The organism is Cupriavidus sp. GW822-FHT03E04, assembly GCF_058801495.1.
Genome location: NZ_JBXANI010000014.1, coordinates 177,403 through 189,978 on the forward strand (window position 1 = coordinate 177,403; position 12,576 = coordinate 189,978).

General features: G+C 61.9%; 11 protein-coding genes. 4 read left to right on the forward strand and 7 right to left on the reverse strand.

Annotated features, from left to right (window positions below):
- Positions 1–295: 295 nt before the first annotated feature.
- The 5 genes from AC1RQC_RS21745 to AC1RQC_RS21765 all read right to left on the reverse strand — a co-directional run bounded on the left by AC1RQC_RS21745 (position 296) and on the right by AC1RQC_RS21765 (position 7,234).
- Complete coding sequence (locus AC1RQC_RS21745) at positions 296–2,920, reverse strand: fimbria/pilus outer membrane usher protein (RefSeq protein ID WP_492884595.1); 2,625 nt, start codon at positions 2,918–2,920, stop codon at positions 296–298.
- Positions 2,921–3,097: 177 nt separating this feature from the next.
- Complete coding sequence (locus AC1RQC_RS21750) at positions 3,098–3,877, reverse strand: fimbrial biogenesis chaperone (RefSeq protein ID WP_492884596.1); 780 nt, start codon at positions 3,875–3,877, stop codon at positions 3,098–3,100.
- Positions 3,878–3,990: 113 nt separating this feature from the next.
- Positions 3,991–4,542, reverse strand: a complete 552-nt coding sequence (locus AC1RQC_RS21755) for a fimbrial protein (RefSeq protein ID WP_492376523.1) — start codon at positions 4,540–4,542, stop codon at positions 3,991–3,993.
- 234 nt (positions 4,543–4,776) lie between these two features.
- Positions 4,777–5,433 carry a response regulator gene (locus tag AC1RQC_RS21760; protein WP_492376524.1) on the reverse strand — a complete coding sequence of 219 codons (657 nt, stop codon included), beginning with the start codon at positions 5,431–5,433 and terminating at the stop codon, positions 4,777–4,779.
- A gap of 646 nt (positions 5,434–6,079) precedes the next feature.
- Positions 6,080–7,234: an EAL domain-containing response regulator gene (locus AC1RQC_RS21765; RefSeq protein WP_492375079.1), complete on the reverse strand. Its 1,155-nt coding sequence runs from the start codon at positions 7,232–7,234 to the stop codon at positions 6,080–6,082.
- Between the two features lie 435 nt (positions 7,235–7,669).
- Between AC1RQC_RS21765 and AC1RQC_RS21770 the strand changes: the two genes are divergently transcribed.
- Positions 7,670–8,335, forward strand: a complete 666-nt coding sequence (locus AC1RQC_RS21770; protein WP_492375078.1) for a response regulator — start codon at positions 7,670–7,672, stop codon at positions 8,333–8,335.
- Between the two features lie 429 nt (positions 8,336–8,764).
- On the opposite strand, the gene AC1RQC_RS21775 is transcribed toward AC1RQC_RS21770, so the two are convergent.
- Positions 8,765–8,890, reverse strand: a complete 126-nt coding sequence (locus tag AC1RQC_RS21775; protein WP_492375077.1) for a hypothetical protein — start codon at positions 8,888–8,890, stop codon at positions 8,765–8,767.
- Positions 8,891–9,098: 208 nt separating this feature from the next.
- Positions 9,099–9,305 carry a hypothetical protein gene (locus AC1RQC_RS21780; protein WP_492884598.1) on the reverse strand — a complete coding sequence of 69 codons (207 nt, stop codon included), beginning with the start codon at positions 9,303–9,305 and terminating at the stop codon, positions 9,099–9,101.
- A 414-nt stretch (positions 9,306–9,719) separates the two neighbouring features.
- On the opposite strand from AC1RQC_RS21780, the gene AC1RQC_RS21785 reads away from it, so the two are divergent.
- From AC1RQC_RS21785 to AC1RQC_RS21795, 3 genes are all read left to right on the forward strand, one after another.
- Positions 9,720–11,435, forward strand: a complete 1,716-nt coding sequence (locus AC1RQC_RS21785; protein ID WP_492884671.1) for a hybrid sensor histidine kinase/response regulator — start codon at positions 9,720–9,722, stop codon at positions 11,433–11,435.
- Positions 11,436–11,675: 240 nt separating this feature from the next.
- A complete protein-coding gene (locus tag AC1RQC_RS21790; protein WP_150985900.1) occupies positions 11,676–12,068 on the forward strand; it encodes an RT0821/Lpp0805 family surface protein in 393 nt (130 codons plus the stop codon).
- Between the two features lie 45 nt (positions 12,069–12,113).
- Positions 12,114–12,413 (forward strand): SMR family transporter, encoded by a 300-nt coding sequence (locus tag AC1RQC_RS21795; RefSeq protein ID WP_492884673.1) that lies wholly within the window; start codon positions 12,114–12,116, stop codon positions 12,411–12,413.
- Positions 12,414–12,576: the final 163 nt, after the last annotated feature.

The window sequence follows — 12,576 nt, forward strand, 5'->3', positions numbered from 1 at the left end:
CGAGACTCGTCTTAGTATCTGGATAGCGCATTCTGTTTCCCCTGCATGTCTTTCATGTCGTAATTGTTCATCGCTGTTCCAACATGCTATGTTGTTTGTATTTCGCAATTTATTTTTTAATTGCCAATATAGTTTTTTCGCGCTGCATCAAATGAAGATGCGGCCCAGCGAGGCCAATTCCACCAACTCATCAGGGTCGATATCGTATGTCTTTGAAGATTGATGGATCCCTAAGTTTTCGCTGCGCGCGTAGCCCCCCACATCGCGCAGCGTCCTGCTCGTCCGAACCGCCTTCTTAGCGATTCGGCCGGTTCACCGCATAGGACGGCCTTTCTGCTCCGTCCGCGCAAGCCGCATCGATGCGCTGCAGCGGCTGCAGCCCCTTCTCCTTCTTCCGCTCCGGCAGCTTGTACGGGACATGGCACACCGCCGATTTGTCCTTGCCCCATTTGACGGTCAGCTCGCCCTGCGACTCCAGGCCGCGCGCGAAGATCTTGCCCATCTGGCCGACCGAGCCGACCTCTTTGCCTTGCTCGTTGAGCACGGTTGCGCCAAAGGGCAGCGGCGAGCCGTCCGGCCGCCGGGACCGGATCAGGGCGGAACGCCCGGACTCCGTGGCAAATTTCAGCAGCGGGACGGATCCCGCCAGCGGCGCCACGCGCTGGCTGGTCTCCTTGAGCTCGACATCGGTCGACAAGCCCTTCGGATCCAGCTCGATCATGTTCATATTGAACGGCGTGAGGTACGGCACGATGGCGTAGCCCCGGCTGTCCACCCGCACGCCCGATGCATTGGTCACGCGCGCACCGGCCGCTTCCGGCGCTTCGACGATCGCGAACGTCTCCGACAGCGGCTGCGACAGCGTGATCCCGCCGCTATGCGCGACCATGGCGCCGCGCGCCGACACGGAGGCCTGCTGGTAATCCGCGCCGCCGCTGACACTGGCGCTGAGCTCGGCGACGGGCGCGCGATACATCACGTTGGCGCCGCCATTGGTCGTCGAGCTGCCGTCGCCGGACGCGTGATTGGCGTTCAGGCCGTAGGAGAAATTGTTGTCCAGGCCGGCCGAACCGGAGAGCGACGATTGCAGCTGGGTTTTCCCGTTGCTGTCGTGCACCATGTTGCCCGACAGCGTCACGGGGGTCTTGCGGCCCAGCGGAATCGTCACGCCGACGTAGTACTGCGTGCTCATGCCGCCGCTCGGGCTGCGCTGGCGCGTCGCGGAAACGCTGTAGGAAATATTCTTGTAGGCATTGCTGTAGCCCACCGAATAATTCACGTCCGAGCCGCTGCGGTTCCAGTACGTTGCCGTGGAGGCGGTCGCGCTGAGGTTGCCGCCGCGCTCGCCCAGGCGCTGGTTGAGCGTCAGCGATGCGCGATTGCGCTGCCGCCATACCGTGTCGATCGAGTTGCCGCGTTCGGCCTGCTCGCGTGCGAGCATGGCGTCATTGAGGCCGAAGTACCCGGCTGTCGAATAGCGGTAAGCCGCAATCGAAACGTTGGTGCCGGTCTGCACCACGTTCTTCGCATAGCTCACCCGCACACTGGAGCCGTCGAACCGCTTCACGCCCGGAATCAAGGTGCGTGCCTGCGTGATGTCGGCGCCCATGGCGCCGAACGAGGTGTTCAGCACGCCGCCGCCCATCACGGACACGTAGCCTTCGGCCACGGTGATGCCGCCATAGCCGGTCAGCAGGTTGGTGAAGCCGCGCTGCCAGGTGGCCTGGGTGAAGAGGGGATTCTTCGAGCTCTGCTGGTTGCGCACCGTTCCCGCCACCACGCTGTAGCGGTTGGTGCCGGGGCGCAGCGACAGCGGCACGGCCGCATACGGCACGGAGAACGAGTGCACGACGCCGTCCGCTTCCGTGACGGAAACGTTCAGGTCGCCGCCGTACCCGGTCGGGTAAAGATCGTCGATTTCGAACGCGCCCGGTGCCACCGTGGTTTCGTAGAGCTTGACGCCGTTCTGCGAAATCGTGACCTTTGCATTGCTCTTGGCCACGCCGCGCACCACCGGCGCGTAGCCGCGCAACGAATCCGGCAGCATCCGGTCATCCGTGTAGACGCGCACCCCGCGGAACTGGGTGGAATCGAACAGCTCGCCCGAAGTATAGGATTCGCCGATGACGAGCTGCGACGACAGCGACGGCAGGCTCCGCTGCACATAGGTTGCAACGTTCTGGTACTTTTGCCGTCCTTTGTCATCCCAGTTGTACGACCCGTCGTGCCGGAAATGCCAGGCCCCCAGGTTGAAACCCGTGTTCAGGCCGAGGTATCCCTGTGTCTGGGTGCTGCTGCCCTGGTTCTTGGTGCTGTAGACGTTGAGGTTGTAGCCGAGCATCCCGACGGGGACGCCCTGATCCCATTGATCCGGGCTCACGTACCCGCGCGGGTTACGCACGAGCGAAACCTGCGGAATGCTGAGCGTGAGCCGTTGTTCGCTGAAATCGAAACTGCTGCTCGCGTCCGGAATGGCTTGCCCGAGACGAACGCAGGCACCGGGCTCGGCGAGCGAGACCTTCACATGGTGAGGCAGCTTGCCGAGATTGACACCGGCCTGCTTCAGCAGCGCTTCGCTGAAGCAGGGCTGGGCATCGGCCGTGCCGGGCACGGCCTTGAACGGAACGCTGGCGCGCCCGGCCCAGTTCTGCTCGACATAAAGGTCGACGCTGTACGTGCCAGGCTGGACCACGTTGGCGCGCTGGAACTTCGACAGGTCAACGGTGCCGGCGCTGTTGTTGAGAAAGCCGCCCTCGAACTCGACCTGCGCGACATGCAGCGGCTCCGGTGCCTCCGGTGTTCCGCCGTCCGCGTGCGCGTTGCTCTGCCAGCCGGCCAGGCTGGTCAGCAGCAATGCGCATATTGGCCGCAGCTGCGGCATGTGACCAATATCGGAATTCGGACGCTGAATCGGCGGCATACAAAACACTCCGGGAGTGAGACTTCAGGCGATCATGGATCGGACCACGACATCGAATCCAGGGTCCGATCTTGCCGCCCGACATGCGTACGTGGCGCACGGGCGCGCAACGCTGATTGATGGGAGATTTCTGTGCCCCCAGCAGTGGGGCGGGTGACGACGTGCTGACCGGCCAGGCTACTGCCGCAGGTCGGTGACGACGGGCATCTGGGTATTCTTGCTGCCGCCCCAATCGTCGATGCTGTTGAACTCGACTGTCGCTGGCGCGGTGGGCATCGATTCCAGCCCCTTGACCGGGAAGGTCTGCGACGCGCCGGGCAGCACATGGCCCATGCCGGCATCGAGTGTCGTCCCACCCATCTTCAACTGGACGCTGCCAAGGCTGACGACATAAGGGGTCGGGTTGACGGTTTTCAGGACATACTGGTGCTCGCCTGCGCCCCTGGTGAGCTGCCATTTGAGCTGGGCGGGGGCTTCCTCGGCTCTGCCGGGCAGGCCGGTCGGCCGGTACATCAGTTTGATCCGTGTGCGAAAGGCGACCTGGAGCAGGTTGCGCTCATCCTCGGCGCTCGGCTTCGGGGGAACGTCCAGCACGTTGAGCCAGAACAGCGTTTCCTTGTCAGTCGCCATCGGCTCGTTGGTATGGATCACACGCAGGGTCTGGCCTTTGCCCGGCTCGACCCGGAACATGGTCGGCATGAGCGTGAACGGCACGTCGATCTTGTCCGGCACTTCATTTTCATTGCCGTTGCCCTTGTCGATCCAGGCCTGAACCAGCGAAGGGAGCTTGCCATCGTTCGTGAGCTTGATGGTCATCTCGCGCTCTTCGGCGGGAAAGACCAGGCGGGTTCCTGACACCACGACCGTGGCATTGGCCGTTGTCGCGATCGATGCGGAAACAATCGATGCCGACGCGATCGCCATCGCGCTCAACAACTTCGGAATGCTGTGTCTCATCTTGACTGTCCTTTGAGTTATACCTCCTGTCGCAAGCCGCCGACCCGTTCAGGCCGGGCGGCTTGCAAAGCTGGTACGATCAATCCCCGGAAATCAGGGATCCGTCTTCGCGCTTAGGGATACATCAGGGTGTATTGCACGAACGAGTTCGCGGTACCCGCCGTTGCCACGCCAGTTGCCGTGTATTCGGCGGCGTAGGTCATCTTCGCGGCACCGCTGGTGGCATCGATGTCCACGATCTGCGAGTTCTGGTCGGCGCTGGCTGCACCCACCTTGATCGGCTTGAACTGATCGTTCAGCAGGCTGATTTCCACGTTGCCCGCGGCGTCGGCGCCTTGCAGCTTCAGACGGCCGGTGTCGGCGTTGACGCTCGTGCCGGGTTCGAAGGTAACCGAGACCTTGGTCGGTGCATCCTTGGCGACGCTGCAGCCCGTCAGCGCGAGGACGAACGGCGTACGGCCCGCAGTGGCGCCAGCCTTGGACAGCGCGCTGGTGCTCGCGCGCGGCAGCGCCACGGTCAGGTCGTTGGTGCCGGCGTTGATCTTGCAGGTGGAGGCGATCACGTTGCCGGTGAAGTTGATCGTGCCGTCGGCGGCTTGCGCCGAACCGGCTGCGGTCATCAGGCCAGCCGTTGCCAGGGTGATTGCCAGAATTTTCGTTTTCATTTTCAAGTTTCCTCTCGGAGGTTGTTAAAAGTAAGTTGCAAAGGTTGCTTGAAATGCGTGGCCACTCAGCAATATCGCGAGCGAACGGCTTTGCATTCATGCAAGGGGCGAGGCTGCACACTCTTTCATGAGTGATTACCTCGGTACTGAGTGGCTCACAGCCGGTACTGTGGGCGACCCGGTATCAGGGAAGCCAGCCAGAAGATGGCGGGGTGCCGCTGCGAATGCAGTTCATCAATGCTGGCTATGACTAATGTCATTGCCATACTTGATGAGATCAACATTGCTCTTTATGCCGAGCTTTCGCATGGCGCTCATCTTTTGGCAGCTGATTGTCTGCTTGCCCTTCTTGAGAAGGACTGCGATTTCACCGACGGTCAAGCCCGATATATAGAGGCGCATTACCTCGGTTTCTCGGGCCGAGAGCGGTTGTGACCGATCGATGCTGGACTGCAAGCAAGCTAGCGCCAGGCGGACCCGTGGAGAAATATATTCCCCGCCTGAAGCGCTGACATGAATGGCAGTGATTACCTCGGTTGCATCATCATGCCGACCCACGATGGCGGAGACGCCAAGGGCCAGAACAGACTTGATGATGGCGGGCTGCTTGTATCTGGTCAGTACAACAATTTTCACGTTTGGGTGAAGCCGGCGGAGGCGGGATAAATAAGACAGCCCATCGCCGGATTCTCCACCACGAATGGAGTAGTTGGTTACAACAACATCACAACTGATGTCGGACAAAGTGCTGAAGAGTTCAGCTGACGATTCACATGACGCCAGGACATTTATCGTCGGAATTGAATTTAGTGCGCATTTCAAGCCATCCAGTATCAATGGAGTGTCGTCGGCTATCACCACGTTTATATTTAATCTACGCATATTAACCATGGCCCCTTTGTTTGCTGATTGTCTGGTTATCCCCTATAGCGATGGTGGCGTGTGGAGTTGCAATATGTGTATCTTCTACGATTCTTCGTCCCAGATACATAGGACATGTACGAAATTTTCAGGGCTTAATAGGACAAGTCCTAATTTTTACAATTGTTGACACTTTTCATCTCCAGGGTCACAGGCGGGAATTCCATCAATTTTTCATCTGCGGCCCGGCATCTCCGGCGACGTCAGGGCGCACTGTGGCGCGGGTTTCGGGGTGGCAGCCAGTGTTGCGGACGCTACATAACAGCGCGCAGGTGGCCGTCTTGCCGGGCTTGTGTTCGGCTGTACCCAACGGGCTGGTGCTTGAGCGAGGCGCCAGGATGGCTGGCAGGGCGCCCGCGGCGAGGCGTTCAGGGCGGTTCATGAGGCAAGGCCTTGTTGTGGCCGATGCGAGCCGGGAGGCGGTCAGCAAGGGCGGGAGGGCGGTTGCCTATATGGCGGCAGCCAGGGAAACGGCAGCGCTAAAGGGGAGGGCGCGCCAAGGATCGCCACGAATCACAACGAATCACAACGAATCACCACGATCCGCTTCCAGGCAAAGGTCAAAACGACGACAGGTGACCGTAATTGACGGTCGGCGGCGGCGCCATGCGCCGGATCAGCTTGCGGAGAAGAAGCGTGGGACGGCGTCTTGCTGGATGGCGGGCGATATCAGGAAGCCTTGCGCCCTGTGGCAGCCAAGCTCCTGGAGAAGCCGCCGTTGGGCTTCGGTCTCCACGCCTTCTGCCACCACGGTCAGGCCCATCTTGCGCCCAAGCTGCACCACGCTTGAAAGGGCGGCACGGAAGGCGTCGATCATGATGGCGTCCTTGACCATGGACCGGTCCAGCTTCAGCTCCGTGAAGGGCGTCGCCACCAGTCGGTAGAACGAACTGAAACCGCTGCTGAAATCATCCTGGGCCAGGCCAAAGCCGTGCATGCGCAAGCGGCATGCGCCAGCGTAGTAGTTGCTTTCCTGCGTTTCCATGGAGTCTTCGGTCAACTCGAAGCAGATGCGCCGTGGATCGCCCTTGGCCGCTTTGACCTGCGCATGCAACCGATCGGGAAGATCCGGGTCATCCAGCAGCCTGGTCGTGAGGTTCACGGAGACGGCAATATCGTGGCCGCAGGCCTTCCAGTCTTGCTGGGCGGCGAGCGTCTGTGCCAGCATGGCCTGCAGCAAACGGTCCTCAAGCCCCTCGCGCTCGATGGCGGGCAGGAAGGCGCCGGGCAGCAGTAGCCCGAATTCCGGGTGTTCCCAACGCACCAGCGCCTCCGCGGCATGGCCCAGGTCATCGACCAGCGCGTACTTCGGCTGGAACCAGGCTTGCATTTCGCCGTTTTCCATGGCGGCGATCAGGGCGTCGCGGTGAAAATCCGGGGTGTTGCCGGGGCGGGCGGGACGGACACGCTTCACGCTCTCGCCATACGCGCCAAGCGCCGCATGCACGCCTTGCTGGGTGAGCGGCTTCGGCAACGTTGCCATCACCGCGATGCCCCGCGACTCGGCGACCTTGCGGGCGCCCACCAGTATCGGCCGCGGCGCGGTGCTGGTGATGACCAGCGCCGGCGCGAACGCGGACGTAGGCAGGCTCTGGATGATCTGGATGCCGTCAACGCCGGCCACATTGAGGCCGGTGACAACCAGGTCGAAAGGGCATTCGCCCAGGCGCTGCAAGGCTTTGGCTCCATCGGTGTAGCCTTCCACATGATGGTCGCCCTGACAGGCGAACATCTGCATCGTGGTGGAGAGATGCAGCGGAGTCTCTTCCACGACCAGGATGCGATGACGGCTCGCATTGCCCGGAACCGCGGGCTTATCGTGGGTGCGTGCGCCGCAACCATGCAATGGCGTGCCATGGAGTTGGGCTTGATGCAGAGCGAGGGTGCTGAGAGATCCTTTCATACCGACAGGATAAAAGGATGGCAGGCATTACTAAATAGGACGAGTCTGATTCTGCAGGTCAGAGTGAAAGAAATCGACGCGTCAGCCATGCCCGGCTGGCAATTGAGGGGGCATCGGTACGGATCGTATACCATGGATATGGTCTACTTCGCACTTATAGGCGGAAAAGTGATCGAAGAGTATCATTGCGGCCAGGGTTGAAACCCCTGGCGCCGTGTGGACCAAGAACGGTACGTGGCGACGTTGCGCTGTTTGCCATTCGTACCATGGGGTCTTGTGCAATTTTCTACAAGCGTGGGCTTGATGGATGACTTTCATTTGCGTGTCATGGTGGCGGACGATCACCCAGTCACGTTGCTTGGGATTGCCCATTCGCTGCAGGGGGCCGGCGGCATTGAGGTAACCGGCACAGCCTCGAATTCCACGGAGCTGGTCGATGCGCTCGGCAAGCAGCCGTGCGACGTGCTGGTGCTCGACTATGTCATGCCGGACGGTAAGTACGGCGACGGACAAGCACTCATCTCGATGATCTTGCGGCGGTACCCCGAGGTGCGCATCGTGACCATCACCATGGTGGACGATCCCGCGGTGCTGCGCGCCATCCAGACGCTTGGCGTGACCTGCATACTGAGCAAGTCCGATGCCATGGCGCATATCGTCACCGCCGTGCATGCCGCCTATACCGGTGGGCAATACGTGTCGCCCACCGTGGCGTCCTTGCTCGAAGACCAGGAGGACCCGGGCGCCACGCGCAAGCTGAGTGCCCGGGAGGCGGAAATCGTGAGATTGTTCCGGGCGGGCTACAAGGTGGGCGAGATTGCTGCCCAGCTGCATCGTAGCAAGCAGACCATCAGCGCGCAAAAGGTTGCGGCAATGAAAAAGCTCGGGGTCACGCGCGATGCGGACCTGATCCGCTACAGCGGCAACGAGACGCAGCCGGAGCCGGAAGACGGCCAACAGGAAGCGTGACGCCGGGCTGTGCGCCTGATAGGTCCAACAGAAGCAGAATAATCTCAACGTCGCCGTGAAACTGAAGCCCCTTGTCAGGCACCGCATTTCCCGCGGCCGCCGCGACTTCAATCCAGAGTTGATGAAGCGGTATCAGCTCACCCTGCTGTACGGCGGTGGTGCCGCACTATCGGCTTTCATCCTGCTGTGCTCGGTGCTGGCCGTGTGGATGGCGGCCAGTGACTACAATGCGGCCGCGCGCGCGGGCTTTCTGACGCAGCAATCCAGGCTCCTGGTCAGCATGACGGGGGCCAGCGCGGTCCTGAAGCGGGGCACGGGCTATGCGGAAGGCGTGTGGGACCGCCATGCGCTGCCGTCGCCAGCCTTGCGTGAACAGTACCTTTCCAATCATGGCCAGTTGCGGATCATTCAGGATTCGGGCCGCCGGGTCTATGCCGTGACCACCGAGGTCAGCGACGCCCGGCCCGCTGCGAGCTTCTTGCCGCTTCTGGCAATGGTGGAGAAGCAGCTCAAATCCAGTGTCGTGCTGACGCGCACGCCCGAGCTTTCCGCCAACACCTATTTCCTTTCAGTACAGGGGGATTTCCTGGCCACGCTGCTCCGGTCGGGAAGCGGCTACGCGGTACCGGTGTCCCGCCTGCCCGATGCGCTCCGATTGTTCAAGGAGGCTTGGCCAGACGTCGTCAGCCTCACGCAGGCCGCGCAGGAGCATCCCGAAGCCACGCCGGCGGACGTGATCTGGATGGCGCCGCAATTCGATCCGCTATCGGGTGAACTGGTGGTCCGCTTCGCACAGTTCCTGTTCGACAGCGACAGGAGGCCGCTCGCCGTCGTCGTTGCCAACAGGCGTCCAGGCCGGTTCCTGAATGGCCTGCAGAATCCGGTCGATGGGGGCGAGTTCGCCATTCTCGACGGGCACGGCAAGGTGCTGTTGACGCCTGACGCCGAGCGCAGCGACTTCATCAACCATGTGGCTGCCACGCATACCGCCGCGGCGCGGCCGGGCGTGCAACAGGCCTTCAGGGACGGCGTCTTCAAGATCAGTGAGCGCCTGCCAGGGACGGACTGGACCCTCGTTTATGCTTACACGCCTTACACCATCCTGGCCGGCCTGAAGTATCGCCTGCTGACGATCAGCGCCCTTGCCTTGGTGGGATGGTTGGCGTTGTGGGTCCGCATTGTCATCTACCGCCGCAAGATCCTCATTCCGGGCTACCAGCGCGCAGTGCGCCTGAAGGAGAGCCAGAAGCTCAACCGCGCGCTGATCCATACCGCACCGGTGGGCCTTAGCCTGCTTGCGCAGGCCGATGGCCGTGTGATCGTGGGCAACAACGTGATGGCGCGGTATGCCGAGCAGGTTGGCGCGCCGCCGCTGAGCCAGCGCATGTGGGAGCTCTATCGGCGCGCGTCGGAGGCGCGTCCGGGCCGTCCGAACAGGAACCGGCCGTTGATCGGCCAGGAGCTGACCCTTGGGACGGACACGCAAGCCTTGACGCATCTGCTGGTGAACTTCACCCATGTCAAGTATCGCGGGGAGGCGGCGCTGCTTTGCGCGTTGCACGACATCAGCGCGCAGAAGAAGACGGAGCAAAAGCTCAGGGAGGCGCGCCAGGCGGCGGACCAGGCCAACAAGGCCAAGTCCACGTTCCTTGCCATCATGAGCCACGAGATCCGTACGCCGCTGAATGCGATGATCGGCTGCCTGGAGCTGATGGGGCGCTCGCCATTGTCTGCCGGCCAGCGGCGAAGGCTGGAGATCGTCGAGTCGTCGTCCGCTTCGCTGCTTCGCATCATCAATGACGTGCTGGACGTGTCCAAGGTGGAAGCGGGGCAGCTGACGTTCGAATCCATTCCTTTGCGTTGCGACCAGCTGCTGCAGAATGTGCGCGACACGTTCGCGCCGCTTGCGGAGGCCAAGGGCCTGGCGCTGGCTTGTGAAATCTCGCCCGGTGCCGCCGGCTACTTTCTTGGCGATCCGACCCGGATCCGGCAGGTGATCGCCAACCTGGTCAGCAACGCGATCAAGTTCACGGAATCCGGCCAAGTGGTAGTCCGCGCCGCCTTTGTGCAGGACAACGAGACATCTGTCGTGCAGTTCGAGATTGCGGATACCGGTATCGGGATAGATCCAGCCGTCGTGCCAACCCTGTTCGCGCTCTACACGCAGGCTGACAGTTCCATCCATCGACGTTACGGAGGCACCGGCCTCGGGCTGCCGCTGTGCCAGCGCATCGTGGAGGCAGCGCAAGGCCATATTTCGGTCAGCTCCACGCCGGGGCAGGGCAGCACCTTCACGGTCAGGTGGCCATTGCAACGCACGGAGGCGCCTCCCCAAGTCGCACAGGCCGGGAGAGCGGCGACAGCCAAGGCATCGGACGCCGCCAGCGCGGTGGAGTCCGGTGATGGCGAGCGGCCCATCCAGGTGCTTGTCGCGGAAGACCACCCCGCAACCCGTGCCATGCTGGCCGACCAGCTCGAGCAACTCGGCTTTGACGCGACGATTGTCGAGCATGGCGCGAAGGCATTGGAGGCGCTTGCGCAAAGGCAATACGACATCGTGCTGACGGACATCGGTATGCCGGTGATGGATGGCTATGCCTTGGCATCGGCCATCCGGCAGCAATATCCAGGCTTGCCCGTCGTAGCGATGAGCGCGCATAGCACACCGGAACAGGCGCAGCGCAGCCTGGAATCGTCCATTTCCACGGTGCTGGTCAAGCCCTTGCCGCTCGCGGTGCTGGGGCGCGTTCTGCGCTCGCATGCTGGCCGAAGCGCGCCAAAGGAATCCGATAGCGGCAAGACATGGCCCGAGTTGCCGGAATTGCCGATCACCCCGCAGATCTGTGAGGCGATGCACTCCGCCACGCGGCAGACCATGGCGGCCATGACAGATGCCTTGCGGGCGGGCAACGCCGACGCCGTCCTCAATGCACTGCACTCGCTGAGCGGAGGCTTCGCACTGGTGGGAAATGCGACCCTGGCGGAACTATGCAACGGCCTGCAGCAGTTGGTCAGGAGCGAGGGGCTCGAGAGCTTCCAGGGGCTATGGCCGGCGTTCCAGCAGGAAATCGAGGATGCGCTGGGGGAGTTGAAGGCCTGACGGCGGTCATCGCGGCGGCTTGCGAATGCGGCCGCGGCAAATCGGCTCGCCACGAGCCGCGGCAGAATCCCCCTTGCGGGGATGCAGGCTAGCGCTCGGAATACGCACTCGATCATGCGTGGCTATTGCGCTACCATAGGCAGCTTTTTCATATTCTGCAAAGAGCTGGCGGCCTAGTCGACAGACGTTTGCCGGGTCATGTTCCCCGCTCTTTCAGCGACCCACTTAAGGATACCTTTCATGTCGCTTCGCCTGTTTCTCCGACGCGCGCTGCTCTGCGCCGTCACGCTTGTTCCTGCCGCGCCGGCTCTCGCATACTTCGACTCGTTCATCCATGGCACCGTGATCGGGAGCATGAGCCAGAAGGAAGCGGCCGCACTATACAAGACGGTCAGCAAGACGCTGGACGATGGCGCCGACGGTGCGGTGGTGCCATGGACCTACCCGGCGTCGGGAAAACGCAAGCCAATCGAGGGAAATCTAACGCCGATGAACGGCAAGACCGATAAAGGCCAGTCCTGCCGCCAACTGAAGCTTCAGTTGAAACGCGCGGACCAGGAAGACAACTGGACCGGCTGGTTCTGCAAGCAGGGCGACGGGCGCTGGCGCTCGCGCAAGCTCAGCGACGGTTGAGCACCTGTCTGGCTCGGCATCCGCAATGGCGCCGTCTGGCATTTCATTGGCGGTTCGGCTGCGATTGATATCGTGGCAAATATGATGCTGGAGAAATCCGATGGATTTCGAAAGGCTTGGTGGGGAGTTGGTGCAATCCTGCTCCTTTGGGCAGCTTTCCTCTTACTGGGCCAGGCCATCAAGAGCATGGATATCGCCGTCGCCTATGCAATGTGGGGCGCCATCGGCATCCTGGGAACCGCAGTTTGCGGCCGGCTACTTTTCGGGCGCCGCTTGAAGCCGATCGGATGGATAGGGATCGCCTTTGTGATCGTGGCCGTAGTCGTTCTCTCATTGGTCGAATAGCGGCTGCGCAAATAGCGCGAGTGCGACAGCTCCAGCACATAGCGCACCGGGCGGTCCAGGGCACGCAGTCCGGTGGGCGCCCGCCAGCGGGGATGCAAATTACCTTGTGACGAGATGAATTCTCTCGCTTGCACTATCCATGGGCGTGGCGCAGGCACCAAAG